The sequence below is a fragment of the Kaistia geumhonensis genome (assembly GCF_030815145.1).
Taxonomy (GTDB): Bacteria; Pseudomonadota; Alphaproteobacteria; order Rhizobiales; family Kaistiaceae; genus Kaistia; species Kaistia geumhonensis.
Map to the genome: position 1 here is coordinate 3561416 of NZ_JAUSWJ010000001.1, position 16773 is coordinate 3578188.

Below are 16773 nucleotides of genomic sequence, written 5' to 3' on the forward strand. Positions count from 1 at the left end.
CCCCAGCATGACCACCGCACCGCTTCCCAACGACTATCTCGAGCGCGTCTATGCCGGCGTGCTCGGCAAGCTGATCGGCGTCTATGTCGGCCGCCCGTTCGAGGGCTGGACCTACCAGAAGATCATGAGCGAGCTCGGCCCGGTCGAGTATTACGTGCATGACCGGCTCGGCGTGCCGCTCGTCGTGACCGACGACGACGTCGCCGGCACCTTCACCTTCGTGCGGGCGCTGGAGGATTATGGCATCTCGCCGGATCTCACCGCCGAGGATATCGGCAAGGCCTGGCTCAACTATCTCGTCGAGCAGCGCACGGTGCTCTGGTGGGGCGGCAACGGCAATTCGACCGAGCACACCGCCTGGCTCAACCTGAAGCGCGGCGTGCCGGCGCCGGCCTCGGGCTCGATCGCCACCAATGGCGCGACGGTGGCCGAGCAGATCGGCGCGCAGATCTTCATCGACGGCTGGGCGCTGGTGGCGCCAGGCCAGCCGAAGCTCGCGGCGAAGCTCGCCGAGCAGGCCGGCAAGGTCAGCCATGACGGCGAGAGTGTTTATGCCGCGATGCTCTGGGCGGCGATGGAGGCGGAGGCCTTCGTCTCGGGCGACATCGATCATCTGATCGATACCGGCCTCGCGGCGATTCCGGCGGACAGCCTGATCGCGAAGCTGATCGCCGACATCCGCGCCTGGCACAAGAAGTTCCCCGACTGGCGCGACACGCGGCAGAAGATCGAGGACCACTACGGCTACGACAAATATCCCGGCAACTGCCATGTCGTGCCGAACCATGCCCTGATGATCATGGCGATCCTCTATGCGCCGGACGATTTCCAGCGCGCGCAGATGATCGTGAACACGTCGGGCTGGGACACCGATTGCAACGCCGGCAATGTCGGCTGTCTGCTCGGCATCAAGCTCGGCCTCGAGGGCATCGACGCCGGTCCGGACTTCCGCGGCCCGGTTGCCGACCGGCTGCTGATCTCCTCGGCCGATGGCGGCAATGCGATCAACGACGCGGTGCGCACCGCCTATCGTCTGGCCGGGCTCGGTCACAGCCTCGCCGGCGCTGCACCGATCGCGCCGCCGAAGGACGGCGCGCAGTTCCATTTCTCGCTGCCGGGCAGTGTTCAGGGCTTCCGCGCCGAGCGTGGTCACGGGCTAGCGGAGCGCTCGCATGTCGAGAACCGCGAGGTTCCCGGCGGCCGCGCGCTGGCGCTGGTCTATTCGGGCGTCGGCCCGGGGCAGAGCGCCGCGGCGCTGACGCCGACCTTCACGCCGCCCGAAGTCGTCGACATGCGCACTTATGAGCTGATGGCGACGCCGATCGTCTATCCGGGCCAGCGCCTCTCTGCAGCGCTCTCTGCCGAGCGCGGCAACCAGGGCGCGGTCGAGGTCGCCTATCGGCTCAAGGTCTATGGCGCCGAGGACAAGCTCAGAACCGTCGACGGGCCGTCGGTGGTGCTGGAGCCCGGCAAGGACGCGGTGATCGACTGGACGCTGCCCGATTTCGGCGGCCAGCCGATCGCCGAGATGGGCTTCGTCGTGCGCGCCAAGGGCATCAGGGCCGACGGCGCGGTGCTCGTCGACCACCTGCGCTATGACGGGACGCCGGACCTGCATCTCCGCCGCCCTGCCGAGCCGAGCGATTTCTGGCGCATGGCCTGGGTCAACGGCGCGAGCTTCTTCTCGAAGCGCTTCCCGCAGTCCTTCCGCCTGTCGCAGGATCGCGGCGAGGGGATCATCATCCACGGCACGCGCGAATGGCGCGACTACCGCGTCGCCGCCGACACCATGATCCATCTCGGCAACGAGGCCGGCGTCGCTGTCCGCGTGCAGGGGCTCCGCCGCTATTATGCGGCGCTGCTCTCGCGCGACGGCCGCCTCGCCATCGTGCGCCAGCGCGACGAGGAGCGCACGGTGCTCGCCGAGACCCGCTTCGACTGGCAGTTCGAGACGCCCTACGACGTCGCGGTCGAGGCCGACGGCGCGGTGATCCGGGCGCGGATCGGCGGCACGGTGCTCACCGCCGAGGACACGAGCGCCGAGGCCTTCCGCGACGGCGGCATCGGTCTCCTCGTGCATGAGGGCGCGCTTTCCAGCAACGCGGTTCGCGTGTCGCCGCTCGGCTGACACGCCCGAGCGCGCCGGCGGCCGTTCCCTCCTCCCGGCCGCCGGCGCGGCTAACGCTCTCGACGCCCGCTCCGGCGGGTCTTGCGGGCGCGGCGGCGCGGGCACATGGTGCGGGACCCTTTCGCGCCGGAGAGACCATGCCGTTCCTCGACCCGCGCCTCGGCGATGTCGAGGACGACGCCTCCAGCACGAAGAGCCGGTCGCTGTCGGGCCTCGCCGGCAGCCTTCTCGCCGAGATCAGCCTGCCGAAGCTCTTCGCCGCCTGGCTGTCGCTGGTCGCGCTACCGGTGCTGGTGCTCGGCCTCGGGCCGCTGCTCGCCTCGATCTGGATCGGCGCGGCATCGACTACGGTCGAGCGGCTGTTCTCGGGCCTCGTGCCGATCGCCATCGGCCTGATGCTCGCCGCAGCCGCCTATTTCGGCGGGCGGCCGCTCTGGCGGCTCGTGGAGACCAATTTCTGGTCGCTGAACGCGCTCGCCATCCAGCCCGGCTATGCGCTGGTGCGCGAATTGCTGCGCCATCTCGCGGAGAAGCGGGGCGAGCGGTCGCGTGGGCGCGGCTGGACCGCGCTGCTCGCCGGGCTGATCGTCGCCGCCATCTCCGGCGCCATCCTGGCGCTCGTCCTTCCCGAGACGCGCTGGACGGGAACGCTGGCCGATCTCGCCGAGCCGGGCCGCCTCGCCATCGCCGCACTCTACAATGCCGTCGCCATCATCGCCGCCTATGTCGCCGTCGCGGCGCTCGTCTGGGGCGTCGCCGACGCCAGCATGGCGCAGCCCGAGGACCTGACCGCATTCGCGCCGCGCACGGCGGAGGGACGCGTCTTTCATGTGGCGCATCTCTCCGACATCCACATCGTCGGCGAGCGCTACGGCTTCCGTATCGAGAGCGGGCGCGCCGGGCCGCGCGGCAACGAGCGGCTGGCGCGGCTGCTCGCCCGTCTTGCCGAGATCGAAGCCGCGGGCGAACTCGACCTCGTGCTCCTCAGCGGCGACATGACCGATGCCGGCCGCGCCGCCGAATGGGCGGTCTTCTTCGACGCGATCGCCGCCTATCCGGCGCTCGCGCGCAAGATGGTGGCACTGCCCGGCAATCACGACCTCAACGTCGTCGACCGGGCCAATCCGGCGCGGCTCGACCTGCCGCTCTCGCCCCCCAAGCGGCTGCGCCAGATGCGGCTCGTCGCGGCGCTCGACCGGCTTCAAGGGCGGAGCGTCCGTGTCGTCGACGCGGCGACCGGCCGGCCGGGCGTCACGCTCGCCGAAGCGCTCGACCCGCACCGCGCGGCGATCGCCGCCTTCGCCGACGCCGGCGGGATGCGCCGGAGCCTCGCGCTCGCGCCGCTCCTCGCCACCGTCTTTCCGATGGTGCTGCCGCCGGAGGCGACGGGCGGGCTCGGCGTCGTGCTGCTCAATTCGAACGCGGAGACGCATTTCTCCTTCACCAATGCGCTCGGCTTCATGCCGCGCGAGCAGGAGGCGGCGCTCGCGGCCCTGCTCGATGCCGATCCGCACGGGATCTATCTCGTCGCCCTCCACCACCATGTCGTCGAATATCCGCGGCCGGCCAAGGCGCTCTCCGAGCGGATCGGCACCGCGCTCGTCAACGGCTCGTGGTTCGTCCGCCGCCTGTCGCGCTTCGCGGACCGGGTGATCGTGATGCACGGCCACCGCCATATCGACTGGATCGGCCGCTGCGGGCCGCTCGCCATCGTGTCCGCGCCTTCGCCGGTGATGAATGCGCGCGATGCCGGGACGACCGCGTTCTATGTCCATGCCATCGGCCGGGCCGCCGATGGCCGCATCACCCTGCATGCGCCGCGGCGGATCGAGATCGAGGGAGAAACTGTCGCTTGACGCGCGTCAAGGCGGAACCCGAGGCGCGTGTGCATCGTTCTCACCGATCGCAAGCGACGGAGGACCAAAGGCGATGGCACTCGACCTGCACCAGTTCCGCGATCTTCCCAATCTCGGACCGCGCGACATCGGCGTGCTGCCCCCGCATGTCACCGCCAAGATGCGGCTCGGCGAGCCGGCCGTGAAGGTGGTGCGCGAGTGGCGCGGCATCAGCCAGGAGGAGCTGGCGGACCGCTCCGGCGTGGCCATCACCCAGATCGCGCGCGCCGAACGCCACATGGATACCTCGCCTGCGGTGATGCGGTGCCTCGCGCGGGCGCTGCGCGTGCGGGACGAGCTTCTCCTGAACTGACCGGCCGCTTCTAGAAGGCGAGCTGGATGTCGAGCGATCCGGCCTGGCTGACGAAGCCGGCCGGGCTGGCCTGCAGATCGTAGAAGAGGCCGATGCTGCGGCCCTTCCCGTCATTGCCGGAAAGACCGAGGCCGGCCGTCATCAGCCAGGGCGAGGCCGCGGCCGCTTCGGTCACGAAGGCGCCGCCGCCGCCGGCATAGCTGGCCGTGATCGGGCTCGACGTGTCGAGCACATTGTAGCTGATGCCGCCATGCGCGGTGAGATCCACGCCGCGCGCGAGGCGATAGGCGAAGGCGAGGTCGGCGCCGATCGGCAGTTCCTGATAGGCCTGATAGGTCGTTTCGAGGTCGAGCGGGCCGGCGCCCGTCTCACGATAGGCATCGGCCGTCACCTGCAGGAAGGCGGCTGTCAGTGCCGGCGTGGCGACGAGGCCCGGGGCGAGCGTGACGCTTTCATGCAGCTTCAGCGCGGCTCCGGCCGTCGTGCCGGAATAGTCGGCCGAGGCGGTGCTGCCCATGAAGGCGATCGGCCGCGTGGCGGAATTGTCGTTGATGCCGAACGCGAGACTGACATCGAGCCCGGCCGTCTCCGACAGGGCGGCGCTGCCATAGAGCGCGACGAGATAGCTGTCGACCGAGAGGCTGCCCGGCGCGTCGGCGCGCTCGCCCGAGGCGTTGACGCGGTTGTAGGCGAAGGCCGTGCCGAGGGTCAGCGCCGGCGACACCGCCTTGTCGAAGCCGAGCGCGACGCCGACCGTGTCGGCGCCGTAACCGGGGAGGGGATCGCGCGCGGTCTGGGTGAGCGTACCGCCGAGAGGCCGGAGCCATGCGGTCCAGTCCTCGCCGGGTTCGCGGTCGAGATCGAGCCGATCGCCGAGAACCTGGCCGAGCATGCGCTGGCTGTCGGCCGTCGCGCGGACGCCGGCACCGGCGAGGACCGGCAGCGTCGATCCGACGGCGGAGGCGAGCGCGGCGCCGGAGAGGTCGTTGAGTGCCAGCGTCGCCGGCGCCATCGCGCCGGTGAGGCCGGTCAGCGAGCCGGCGACGTCGTAGAGCACGGTCGCGGCCGGCAGCGCCGCTCCGAGGCCCGCCGCGGCAACCGACTGCTCATACGGCCGGACGAGCTCCACGCCGGCCGACGGGGTCGCGTCGATGCCGCTGGTCGAGTAGCCGGACAGAATCATCGCCGCGGCGGACGCATCGCCGCGCACATCGCCATAGAGGCTGACGAGCTCGCCGTCCGAGATGGCGTTGTAGAGCACCTTGCCGTCGGGCGTGATCGAGCCGAGCAGCGTATAGGTGACGCCCGATCCGTCGGGGCCGATGCCTTGGCCCCAGAAATAGCCGTTGACATAGTTGGTGATGACGAAGGTGCCGGGCGCGTCGCTGCCGAAGAGCGAGGGGTCGACCATCCGCCACGGCGTTCCCTCGGTCCACATCCACTGGCGCGACGACAGCGTGACCGGGATCGCCTGCGGCGGCGGCGGCGTGAAGGTCGCCGGGTCATAGGTCAGCATATAGGCCCAGTGCGTGACCATCATCGAACCGGGCGTGATCATCTGCATCAGCATCGCCGGCTGGCCGTCGATCGTCTTCATCTGGCCGAGCCCGACGACCGGCGCTTCGAGGTCCTCGCTGTCGAAGATCATGACCACCGAACCGTCCGGCGCGACCTGGCCGGAGATCGTCATATTGGACGGAAATTCGAGGTTGCCGAGCGAGAGTTCCGCCGAGAGCAGGCCGTTGAAGGCGCCGTTCGTGGCCGGGCCGAAGGCCCACAGCGTCTGGTCGCCGAGCGGGAAGGGATTGGCGAAGCTCGTGCCGGACGAGCCATAGGCGAGAAGCTGAGGCACCGGCACATACCAGTGCGAGTTGGAGAGCGTCTCGTCCCACGCCGTCGTCTGCGCCGCGGCCGGCGCCGCCGCCAGGGCCAGCCCGGCGGCGAGGCCCGTCATCATCGCCCGTCTCATCGCATGCCCCTCGATCGGAGCGCGATCAGAGCATGATTCGCGCCCCGGATGGAGACGGGGAGGGCTGGCGCGGCTGAGGCAGCCCTGTCAGCCCTTCACCGCACCGGCGGTGAGGCCGGCGACGATGTGCTTCTGCGCCGCGAAGAAGACGATGATGGTCGGCAGGATGGTGAGCGTGATGAAGGCGAGCACCAGCTGCCAGTTCGTCGAATACTCGCCCTGATAGACCATGATGCCGAGCGGCCAGGGATACTTGCCCTCGGTGTTGAGGAGGATCAGCGGCAGAAGGTAGCTGTTCCAGCTGCCGACGAAGGCGATGATCCCGACGGTGGCGAGGATCGGCCGCGAGAGCGGCAGCGTGATGTGCCAGAAATAGCCGAGATAGCCGCAGCCATCGACGAAGGCGGCGTCGAACAACTCCGCCGGGACGTTCTGGAAGAAGCGGCGGAAAAGAAGGATGCTCATGCCGAGCCCGAAGGCGACCTGGGGCAGGACGACGCCCCAATAGGTGTCGAGCAGGCCGAGATCGCGGATACGGATGAACAGCGGCAGGATGGCGGTCGCCACCGGGAACATCAGCCCGATCAGGAAATAGTTGAGCAGGAAGCCGGAGCCGAAGAACTTCACATGCGCGAAGGTGAAGGCGGCCATGGCGGCGACCACCAGCGTCAGCCCCACCGTCAGCGTCGCGATCAGGAACGAGTTGCCGAGCATCTGCCAGTAGCGAAGGCTGGTCAGGATGTCGGTATAGTTGGCCCACTGCCATTCGGTCGGCAGCCCGAACGGATGGACGCGGAGATCGCCCAGCGTCTTGAAGCCGCCCAGCGCGGTGGTCAGCAGCGGCAGCAGCACCACGGCCGCGACGATGAACAGGCTCGCATAGAGATAGAGTCTCGTGACGAAGCCGATGCGGTTCTCCTCGAACACCGAGGCATGGCGGCGGCGCGGAGCCGGCACAGGCGGGGCAAGCGAACGATCGGTCACCGCTTCAGTCATTTTACGACCGCTTCAGTCATGGCGCATGAAAATCCTTCTGTAGCCGAAGGCGAGCGTGACGCAGATGATGAACAGCACGACGCCGATGGCGCTGCCGAACCCGACCTTCATGCGCGTGATGCCGTAGGAATAAAGGAAGGTGACCATGGTCTGCGTCGAGTTGGACGGACCACCGCCGGTCAGCGGCATGATCATGTCGAAGAGCTGCAGCGAGCCCACGACCGAGAAGAAGACGGAGAGGCGGATGGTCGGCGCGAGCAGCGGCAGCGTCACATAGCGGAAGCGCTGCCAGCGCGACGCGCCGTCGATCTCGGCCGCCTCGATATAGCTTTTGTCGATGTTCTGCAGCCCGGCGATGAAGAGCATCATGTGAAAGCCGAAATACTTCCACACGATCACCGCCAGAACGGCATAGATGGCGAGGTTGCGGTCGGCCAGCACATAGGGCGCGGCGACGTTGAAGAACGAGGCGATCGCCGCGAACAGGCCGTAGTCGCCGTCATAGACGAAGCGCCAGATCAGGCCCGCCGCCACATCGGCCAGCACATAGGGCATGAAGAAGATCAGCCGGAAGACGACGGCGCCGGGGATGCGGTTCGAGACCATGGTCGCGAGCCACAGCGCCAGCGGCAGCTGGATCAGGATCGAGACCAGGATGATCAGGAAGTTGTTTCCGAGCGCCGTCCTGAAGGCGGATGTCCGCCACAGCGTCTCGAAATTCTTCAGGCCGACGAACTTGTCGGGCAGGCCGTAGCCGTTCCAGTCATAGAGCGAATACCACGCGGCCTCGCCCATCGGCAGGATGACGAACAGCGTGAACAGGAGAAGCGCCGGCGGCAGGAACAGCACCAGCACCGGCAACGTGCCCTGCATGTGCATCCGCCGCGACCGGAGCGGTGAAGCGAGGCTGGCAGCTTGGCTCATCGATCAGCACCTCCACGCGGGGAATCGGGACGCCGCGCCACGGGGGCGCGGCATCCGCTGGCGTAGGTCGAGCCTCAGTGATCGAGGTCCCAGGCGTCCTGGATCTGCTGCGTGGCATCTTCCGGCGACATCTGGCCGGAGACGATCTCCACCGATACGTCGTTCACGACGCGGCCGACCGCCGGGCCGAGATCCTGGTCGAGGAAGTTCTGATGCCAGGTCGAGCCGGCGAGCTGCTCGGCCGCGGCCTTGACCAGCGGCTGGCCGATGGCCGAGCCGGCACCCACCGCGGCGGGGATGATGAGGTTCTTGCTCGCCATCATCGTCTGGTTTTCCTTGTTGGTCAGGAAAGCCGCGAAGTCGAGCGCCTCGGGCGGCGCATTCTTGGTCAGAACCCAGCCGTTGATGCCGCCCATGGTGTCGGTCAGCTTGCCGGCGCCGCCGCTCGTGGCCGGGAACGGGAAGGAACCGATATTGGCCTCGTCGAGGCCCTTGCCGTCAGCGGCGACATTGTGCTGCTGCACCGGGGTCGAGTCGAAGCCGAGCAGCATCGCGACCTTGCCGTCGGCGAAGAGGCCCACCGGCTCGGGCCACTTGGAGCCGAGATAGCCCTGCTGGAAGGGCTCGAGCTTGCCGAGCGCCGCGAGGTCCTGGCCAGCCTTGATGAAGGCCTCGGACTTGAAGCCGTCGCCCTCGCCGGCCTTGGCCGCATCGAAGGCCGCCTTGCCGCCCTCGCGCATCGCGAGATAGCCCCAGTAGAAATGGATCGGCCACTTGTCGCCGCCGCCGCCGGCGATCGGCGTGATGCCCGCGTCCTTGAGCTTCTTCACCGCGGCGAGGAAATCGTCCCAGGTCTTGATCTGGTCGGCCTCGACGCCGGCCTTCTTGAACAGCTCCTTGTTGTAATAGAAGCTGACGAGGCCAGTCTGGTAGGGCACCGCCCACACCTTGCCGTCGATCGACAGGCCGTCGACCAGCGCCGGGCTGTAGACGGCCTTCAGCTTGCCGCCATCGGCGTCCATCGCCTCCGTCACGTCGCGGATCGCGCCGGTGCCGGACTGCGCGGCCAGCACGCCGCCGCCCCAGGTATAGAAGAGATGCGGCGGATCGTTCGACTGCAGCAGCGTCGGAAGCTTGGCCTTGAAGGCCTCGTTCTCGAGGAACTGCATCTCGATCTTGGTGCCGGGATGCGCCGCCTCGTAATTCTTGACGATCTCCTCCCAGGCAGCGGCGATGCCGGGATCGGTGTTGAGATGCAGCCACTTCACAGTGACATCGGCGAAAGCCGAGCTGGCCGACAGCGCAAGCGCGACCGACGCGCCAAGCAGCGTACGAAGCTTCATGACGTTCCTCCCAAAACGAACCGGGCTCCTCTCCCGGGCGATCACTTAAATAAATGATGCGGATTAAATCTGTCCCCTTATCGGACGGGCTGTCAAGGGGAGTGGCGGAATGCTGCTCTGCAACATGGCAGAGTGCCGTTGACAGGGCCAGATCGGGATGGGAATAACTGCCCAACCCGGATTAAATGCCGCCGATATGAAAACCGCCGACCCCGAGCTGATGCGTGCGATCAATCGCTTCCATGTCATGGACGCGATCCGTCGCTTCGGCCCCATTGCGCGGGTCGAGATCTCTGACCGGACCGAACTTTCGGCGACGACGGTGTCGGCGATCACCGGCGCGCTGCTCGACGACGGGCTCATCATCACCCATCAGCTCGGCGGCATCCGCGATGCCGCGCGCGGCCGGCCGCGCGTGCTGCTCGATCTCAACCCCGACGCGGCGCATGTCGTCGGCGCGCGGCTCGCGCCCGACCACATCACCATCGCCACTACCAATTTCCGCGCCGATGTCCGCTCCAGCCTGACGCTGCCGGTCCGCGTGGGCCGCCATGGCGTGTCCGTCGTCGCCGATCTCGTGGAGGACGGCATCCGCCGCTCCGTCGCCGATGCCGGGCTCGAACTCAGCCAGATCTCCGGCGTCTGCATCGGGCTGCCCGGCGTCGTGGAACGCGGGGCCGGCATCTGCCGCGCCAGCCCGCTGTTCGGCGAGCGCGACATCCCGCTCGCGGCGGAGCTGTCGCGCCGTCTCGACGGTGTCGCGGCGACGCTCGACAGCGACGTCAATCTCGTGACGCTCGCCGAGCACTGGTTCGGCCAGGCGCGCGGTCTCGACGATTTCCTCGTCGTCTCGGTCGAGCTCGGCCTCGGCCTCGGCATCATGCACAAGGGTGAACTGTTCCGCGGCGCCAACGGGCTCGGGCCCGATCTCGGAGACCTGCTGGTCAAGCCGCCGAACGGCAGCGGCCTCGTGCGCCTCGCCGAGGTGGCGTCGGAGGAGAGCATGCTCGCCGATGCCCGGCGCACGCTGTCCGGCTCCGAGCACGAGCACGCCTTCCGCCTCGGCCGTGGCATGGAGAAGCTGCTGGAGCGCGCCGAAGCCGGTGACCCGGCGATCGTCGCGCTGCTGCGCGAGGCGGGCGAATCGCTCGGCTTCGCGATCGCCAATCTCATCGTCCTGTTCGCCCCGCCCAAGGTGATCCTGGCCGGAGCGGCGCTCGCCGCTGGCGAGGCGCTGGTGCGGCCGCTGCGCGACACGGTTTCCGCGCTGCTGCCGCCGAGCCTCGCCGATGTCGCCGACATCGTGGTGCATGAATGGGGTGACGACGACTGGGCGCGCGGCGCCGCGGCGATGACGCTGCGCGATCTTTACGGCGCGCCATGGGGAACCACGGGACCGGCCGCGCATCTCTAGCGTGCCGGCCCAAATCGCAATCGGAGGAGGATCGAATGGTGGATCGGGTCGGGATCGGTTTCATCGGCTGCGGCAATATCAGCGCCGCCTATCTGAAGGCGGCGCGGGGCTTCCCAATCCTCGACGTGCGCGGCGTCGCGGACCTCAACACGGCCGCTGCCGAGGCGCGGGCGGCCGAATTCGGCCTGAAGGCGATGACTGTCGAGGAGCTGCTGGCCGATCCGAGCGTCGAGATCGTCGTCAACCTCACGATCCCCAAGGCGCATGTCGAGGTCGGCCTGCGCGCCGTCGCGGCCGGCAAGCATGTCCATTCCGAGAAGCCGCTCGGCATCGCGACTGCCGAGGCGAAGCAGCTCGTCGAGGCCGCGAAGGCGCGCGGCGTGCGGCTCGGCGCGGCGCCCGACACCCTCTTCGGCGGCGCGCAGCAGACCTCGCGCAAGCTCGTCGACGAGGGCGCGATCGGCACGCCGCTCGGCGGCACCGCCTTCTTCATGTGCCCCGGCCACGAGCGCTGGCACCCCAATCCGGGCTTCTACTATCTCGACGGCGGCGGGCCGATGCTCGACATGGGCCCCTATTACGTGACGAGCCTCGTCAATCTGCTCGGACCGGTCGAGAGCGTCGCCGGCATCGCCACCAAGCTGCGCGACGAGCGTCTCGTGACCTCGGAGCCGCTCAAGGGCACGAAGATTCCCGTCGAGGTCGCGACCCATGTCGCCGGCACGATGAAATTCGTCTCCGGCGCCGTCGTGTCGATCGCCATGAGCTTCGACGTGCCGCGCCACCAGCACAGCCCGATCGAGCTCTATGGCTCTGAAGCCTCGCTGCTCGTGCCCGACCCGAACCATTTCGGCGGCGAGATCATGCTCGCCACCGCCTCGGAAGACTGGAAGGCCGTTGCGACCGAACACGCCTATGCCGACGGCAACTACCGCGTCATCGGCGTCGCCGACATGGCGGATGCCATCCGCAACCGCCGGCCGCACCGCGCGAGCGGCGAGCTCGCCTATCACGTGCTCGAGGTGATGGAGGCATTCCAGCGCTCGTCCGACAGCGGCCGCCACGTCACAATCGAATCGCGGCCCGAGCGGCCGGCGCCGCTGCCGGTCGGCCCCGGCATCTTCAGCTGACCGACGAACAGGACCAGGAGGAAATCATCATGCGCGAGGCTTTGATCGTCTGGGGCGGCTGGAGCGGCCACGAGCCCGAGCAGGGCGCGAAGGTCATCCAGGGCATGCTCGAGGAGGAGGGCTTCAAGGTCTATGTCGAGAACACGACCGAAGCCTTCGCCGACCCGTCCATCGCCGACCTGTCGCTGATCGTTCCGATCTTCACCATGTCGAAGATCGAGAAGGAGGAGCTGCAGAACCTCACCGATGCCGTGAAGGGCGGCGTCGGGCTCGGCGGCTATCACGGCGGCATGGGCGACGCGTTCCGCGACGCGACCGAATACCAGTTCATGGTCGGCGGCCAGTGGGTCGCGCATCCGGGCAACATCATCGACTACCATGTCGACGTCATCAAGCCGGAAGACCCGATCATGGAAGGCATCCCGGCGCGGTTCCCCTACCGCTCCGAGCAGTACTACATGCATGTCGACCCCTCGAACGAGGTGCTGGCCACGACGACCTTCAACGGCGAGCACGCATCCTGGATCGACGGCACCGTGATGCCGGTCGTCTGGAAGCGCCGCTATGGCAATGGGCGGGTGTTCTATTCCTCGCTCGGCCATGTCGCGAGCGAGTTCGAGGTGCCGGAGATGCGCACCATCGTGCGGCGTGGCCTGCTCTGGGCGGCGCGCTGAGCGCAGCCGAAGGACCAGACAAGAAGGGCCGGGCGCCTCGCGGCGTCCGGCCCTTTCCCTTGCAGAGACGGAAGGCCTATTCGGCCGCTTCCTTCATCGACGGATCGAAGCCGAAATTGAACGGCGCCGGCTCGCCGCGCTCGGCGCGCATCGCCGCGCGGAGCGTCTCGGTCGCCGCGACGTCGACCTCGTTCTCCGCCGTCAGTACGACGCCGTAGCCGTCCTTCGCCTGCTCGCGCGAGACGAGGTCGTAGCGCACGTCGCGGGCGACCTGCTCAGCCGGCCGCTCGAAGGGATCGCCCCAGCCGCCGGCGCCTGCCGTGCGGAAGAGGATCTTGTCGCCGGCCTCGACGGCGAGATTGTCGATCTTGGAGGGGATGCGCTGCGGCTCGCCGCCGGCCGCCTTCACCATCCATTTCGACGAGGTGCCGCCGAACTGGCCGCCATTGATGCCCCAGGGCGGAACGACCTCGCGGTCGTCATGGATCGACACCTTGCCCGGCTCGAGCACGCGGTAGACCTTCTCGATGCCGGCGCCGCCGCGATGGAGGCCCGGGCCGCCGGAATCGCGGATCGGACGATAGCCTTCGACGAGGACCGGATAGTAGTTCTCGATATATTCGATCGGCGTCGCCGAGAAGAGCGGCCACCAGGCATGGCCGTCGAGCCCGTCGCCGCGCGGTCGGCCCGGCACACCGCCGAAGAGAAGCTCCATCAACTGGAAATACTTCCCGTCCTTGTCGTGGCCGGTGAAGATGAAGTGCGGGCTGGTGCCGTAGCCGGCCGCCATCGAGAGATGCGGCGCGCGCTGGCCGAGCGCGCCGGCCTGGCAATCGAAGAAGCGCGTATGCGTGTTGAGGCGGTTGCTGAGCGCCGCAGGGAAGCGCGGATTGAGCAGCGAGCCCTCCGGCAGCACGATCTCGAACAGATCGTAGAAGCCCTCGTTGAACAGCACCGAGGGATCGAAGGCCATGATCATGTACACGCCGAAGAAGAGCTTGCAGAGCCCTTCATGGATGTGGAAGTTGATCGGGCCTTCCGCCTGGTCGTCGGTGCCGGTCCAGTCGAAGACGGCGATGTCGCCCTTGCGGTAGATCGACAGCGTCATCTTGAACGGGCCATTGCCGAGGCCGTCGTCGTCGACGTAATCCGTGAAGGTGACCGGCTCGACGGAGATATACTTGTCGATCAGCACCTTCATCGCCTCGCGGGTACGGTCGAGCAGCATGTCGCAGGCGGCGACATAGGTGTCGCGGCCGAAGCGGTCGCAGAGCTCGCGCACGCGGGTCGCGGCCGTCCGGCAGCCGGCGATCAGCGCCATCAGGTCGGCCCGGTTCATGTCCGGCGTGCGCGTGTTGTTGAGCATGATGTCGAGCACGCCCTTGTTGAGCACGCCCTTCTCATAGATGCGCACCGGCGGGATCCGGAGGCCTTCCTCCCAGATCGTCCGCGCGTCGAACGGCATCGAGCCCGGCACCTTGCCGCCGACATCGACCATGTGGCCGAAGATCGACGAGAAGCCCACCAGGATGCCCTGGTGGAAGATCGGCATCATCACGCACCAGTCGTTGTTGTGCGAGATGGAGCCCTTGCAGGCATAGGGATCGTTCCAGACGAAGACGTCGCCTTCGTTGAGGTCACCCTCGAACTGCTCGACGATCGCCGGGATGTAGGAGCCGAACTGGCCGACGACCATGCGACCCCTGGCGTCGCAGATCATCGGGAATTCGTCGTGCTGCTCGCGGATGACCGGCGACAGCGAGATGCGCACCACGACGCCGTCCATCTCGGAACGCGCGTTCTTCAGCGCGTTCTCGATGATGTCGAGCGTGATGGGATCGACCTTGGCGGCGCCCTGGGCGGTGACGGAAGCGGTCATGGCGTCAGTTCCCCCTCGAGACGGGCCAGATCAGCAGATTGCCCTGCGCGTCCACCTCGGCATAGTGCCGCGGCAGCAGAACGGTGGTGGTGTCGTATTGGCGGATGATCGCCGGACCCTCGACGCGGGCGCCGACGGCAAGCTTCGACCGGTCGTAGTTGGGTGTATCGACGAAGGCGCCGTCGAAATAGCTCGGACGGACCTCCATGAGCGCGGCGGAGACATCCTTGCTGCCGGCGGAGGGCAGCGCCTCCTCGACGCTCGGCGTCGCGCCGGTCGCGACGACCCGCAGCGCCACCAGTTCGACCGGAACATGGAAGCGCACGCCATAAAGCCGCTCATGCGTGGCGTGGAAGGTGTCGAGGATCTCGTCGAGCGCCCCGGCGCGCTTCACCAGCGCATCGGGGAGCGGGATCGTGACCTCGAAGCCCTGCTGCTCGTAGCGCAGGTCGAGCGAATAGCTGATGCCGCGGTCGGCCGGCGCCACTTCCTGCTCGTCCAGCCAGGCGCGCGCCTTGCCGTCGAGCGTCTCGAAGCGTGACCAGACCTCCCTGGGGTCGAGCCCGCGCGTTGTGCGGATGAAGGTCTGCACGAACTCGTTCTTGAACTCGGCCTCGAGGAAGCCGAGCGCCGACAGCACGCCCGGCGAGGGCGGCACGACGACCGGATAGCAGCCGAGAAGTTCGGCCAGCGCATTGGCATGCAGCGGTCCGGCGCCGCCGAACGCGACGATGCCGAAATCGCGGGGATCGAGACCGCGCTGCACGGTGATGACGCGCAGCGCACCGAGCATCACCTCGTTGGCGATGTCGATGATGCCCTTGGCGGCATCCTCCGGCGAGAGGCCGATCACGTCGCCGATCCGCTTGACCGCGGCGCGGGCGCCCTCGACGTCGAGCGCCATGTCGCCGCCGAGCAGCACCGGCGGCAGATAGCCGAGCACGACATTGGCGTCGCTCACGGCCGGCTCGGTGCCGCCGCGACCATAGGAGACTGGGCCGGGGCGGGCGCCGGCGCTGCGCGGGCCGACGCGGAGCGACTTCGTCAGTTCCGACACCTCGGCGATCGAGCCGCCGCCGGCGCCGACCGAGCGGACGTCGAGCGTCGGCACCTTGGCCGGGAAGTAGCCGACTTCGGTGGAGCGCGAGATGGTCGGCTCGCCGTCGATGATCACCGATACGTCGGTGGAGGTGCCGCCCATGTCGAAGGCGAGGAGACGCGGGAAGCCGCTCCGCCGCGCGATCATCACGGTCGAGGTCACGCCGCCGGCCGGTCCGGACAGGACCGTGTGGACGGGACGTTCAGAGGCCGCGGCGGCGCTCATCAGGCCGCCGTCGGAGCGGACGATGTGGAGGCGGGCGGTGACGCCCTCGTCCTTCAGCCGGTCCTCGATGCGCGAGAGATAGCGCTTCATGATCGGCCGCACATAGTCGTTCATCACCGTGGTGATGGCGCGGTCATATTCGCGGAATTCCGGCAGGATGTCGGAGGACAGCGACACCGGGATATGCGGATGGCGCTCGGCGACGATGCGGCCGAGGATGCGCTCGTGCTCCGGATTGGCATAGGAGTGCATCAGCGAGATCGTCAGCGCCTCGATGCCGGAGCCGCAGAGATCGTCGATGAGCGCCGTCGCGGCCTCGATGTCGAGCGGCCGCACCACCTCGCCGCGCGCGTTCATGCGCTCGGGAATGCCGCGCGTGTCGGCGAGCGAGGCCAGCGGATCGGGCTTGTCCATGACGATCCAGCCGAACAGCGGCCCGGGCGTCCAGGATTTCGCGAGATGGAGGGTGTATTCGAACCCCTCCGTGACGAGCAGGCCGACCCGCGCGCCCTTGCCCTCGAGGACGGCATTGGTCGCGACCGTCGTGCCGTGCAGGATCAGCGAGATGTCGGACGGCGTGATGCCGGCCTTCTCGCAGATCAGCTTCACGCCCGCGGCGACGCCGATCGACTGGTCCTGCGGCGTCGACGGGGTCTTCGCCTGAAAGGTCCGCTGCGTCCTCTCGTCGTGCAGCAGCAGGTCGGTGAAGGTACCGCCCACATCGACTCCGAGCCTCATTCGATTGTCCCTCTGGTTCGGGCGTCACCCCCCTCGGACAAGCGCC

11 protein-coding genes and 1 pseudogene are annotated in these 16773 nt (G+C 68.1%); 6 read left to right on the plus strand and 6 right to left on the minus strand.

All coding sequences use genetic code 11. The features are described from left to right. The first annotated feature begins 7 nt into the window (after positions 1–7). The 3 genes from QO015_RS16825 (at position 8) to QO015_RS16835 (ending at position 4336) form a co-directional block, all read left to right on the plus strand. On the plus strand, positions 8–2128 hold the full coding sequence (locus QO015_RS16825) for an ADP-ribosylglycohydrolase family protein (RefSeq protein WP_266282837.1): 2121 nt from the start codon (positions 8–10) through the stop codon (positions 2126–2128). Between the two features lie 137 nt (positions 2129–2265). Then, a complete protein-coding gene (locus tag QO015_RS16830; protein WP_266282836.1) occupies positions 2266–3984 on the plus strand; it encodes a metallophosphoesterase family protein in 1719 nt (572 codons plus the stop codon). 73 nt (positions 3985–4057) lie between these two features. Then, positions 4058–4336: a helix-turn-helix domain-containing protein gene (locus QO015_RS16835; protein WP_266282835.1), complete on the plus strand. Its 279-nt coding sequence runs from the start codon at positions 4058–4060 to the stop codon at positions 4334–4336. A 10-nt stretch (positions 4337–4346) separates the two neighbouring features. Here QO015_RS16835 and QO015_RS16840 read toward each other — a convergent pair whose 3' ends face one another. From QO015_RS16840 to QO015_RS16855, 4 genes and pseudogenes are all read right to left on the minus strand, one after another. Beyond that, positions 4347–6305 (minus strand): autotransporter outer membrane beta-barrel domain-containing protein, encoded by a 1959-nt coding sequence (locus QO015_RS16840; RefSeq protein ID WP_266282833.1) that lies wholly within the window; start codon positions 6303–6305, stop codon positions 4347–4349. A gap of 87 nt (positions 6306–6392) precedes the next feature. Beyond that, positions 6393–7232, minus strand: a complete 840-nt coding sequence (locus tag QO015_RS16845; protein ID WP_307291204.1) for a carbohydrate ABC transporter permease — start codon at positions 7230–7232, stop codon at positions 6393–6395. Positions 7233–7313: 81 nt separating this feature from the next. Next, positions 7314–8162: pseudogene (locus tag QO015_RS16850) on the minus strand (carbohydrate ABC transporter permease); the annotation flags it as partial. A 137-nt stretch (positions 8163–8299) separates the two neighbouring features. Further along, positions 8300–9568 (minus strand): ABC transporter substrate-binding protein, encoded by a 1269-nt coding sequence (locus tag QO015_RS16855; protein ID WP_266282832.1) that lies wholly within the window; start codon positions 9566–9568, stop codon positions 8300–8302. A 196-nt stretch (positions 9569–9764) separates the two neighbouring features. Here QO015_RS16855 and QO015_RS16860 point away from each other — a divergent pair, with 196 nt between their 5' ends. The 3 genes from QO015_RS16860 to QO015_RS16870 are packed head-to-tail and all read left to right on the plus strand — an operon-like array spanning position 9765 to position 12786. Continuing rightward, on the plus strand, positions 9765–10982 hold the full coding sequence (locus QO015_RS16860) for an ROK family transcriptional regulator (protein WP_266282830.1): 1218 nt from the start codon (positions 9765–9767) through the stop codon (positions 10980–10982). Between the two features lie 38 nt (positions 10983–11020). Further along, positions 11021–12112 carry a Gfo/Idh/MocA family protein gene (locus tag QO015_RS16865; protein WP_266283279.1) on the plus strand — a complete coding sequence of 364 codons (1092 nt, stop codon included), beginning with the start codon at positions 11021–11023 and terminating at the stop codon, positions 12110–12112. Between the two features lie 29 nt (positions 12113–12141). Then, a complete protein-coding gene (locus QO015_RS16870; protein ID WP_266282828.1) occupies positions 12142–12786 on the plus strand; it encodes a ThuA domain-containing protein in 645 nt (214 codons plus the stop codon). Between the two features lie 76 nt (positions 12787–12862). Here QO015_RS16870 and QO015_RS16875 read toward each other — a convergent pair whose 3' ends face one another. Together QO015_RS16875 and QO015_RS16880 are read right to left on the minus strand one after the other, a co-directional pair. After that, a complete protein-coding gene (locus QO015_RS16875) occupies positions 12863–14665 on the minus strand; it encodes a hydantoinase B/oxoprolinase family protein (RefSeq protein WP_266282827.1) in 1803 nt (600 codons plus the stop codon). Between the two features lie 4 nt (positions 14666–14669). Beyond that, positions 14670–16727 carry a hydantoinase/oxoprolinase family protein gene (locus QO015_RS16880; protein WP_266282826.1) on the minus strand — a complete coding sequence of 686 codons (2058 nt, stop codon included), beginning with the start codon at positions 16725–16727 and terminating at the stop codon, positions 14670–14672. Between the last annotated feature and the right edge of the window lie 46 nt (positions 16728–16773).

Excerpts from the sequence above, each read along its gene's own strand:
- QO015_RS16825 (WP_266282837.1), top strand. The coding sequence starts at position 8 with ATGACCACCGCACCGCTTCCCAACGACTATCTCGAGCGCGTCTATGCC.
- QO015_RS16830 (WP_266282836.1), top strand. The coding sequence starts at position 2,266 with ATGCCGTTCCTCGACCCGCGCCTCGGCGATGTCGAGGACGACGCCTCC.
- QO015_RS16835 (WP_266282835.1), top strand. The coding sequence starts at position 4,058 with ATGGCACTCGACCTGCACCAGTTCCGCGATCTTCCCAATCTCGGACCG.
- QO015_RS16840 (WP_266282833.1), bottom strand. The coding sequence starts at position 6,305 with ATGAGACGGGCGATGATGACGGGCCTCGCCGCCGGGCTGGCCCTGGCG.
- QO015_RS16855 (WP_266282832.1), bottom strand. The coding sequence starts at position 9,568 with ATGAAGCTTCGTACGCTGCTTGGCGCGTCGGTCGCGCTTGCGCTGTCG.
- QO015_RS16860 (WP_266282830.1), top strand. The coding sequence starts at position 9,765 with ATGAAAACCGCCGACCCCGAGCTGATGCGTGCGATCAATCGCTTCCAT.
- QO015_RS16870 (WP_266282828.1), top strand. The coding sequence starts at position 12,142 with ATGCGCGAGGCTTTGATCGTCTGGGGCGGCTGGAGCGGCCACGAGCCC.
- QO015_RS16875 (WP_266282827.1), bottom strand. The coding sequence starts at position 14,665 with ATGACCGCTTCCGTCACCGCCCAGGGCGCCGCCAAGGTCGATCCCATC.
- QO015_RS16880 (WP_266282826.1), bottom strand. The coding sequence starts at position 16,727 with ATGAGGCTCGGAGTCGATGTGGGCGGTACCTTCACCGACCTGCTGCTG.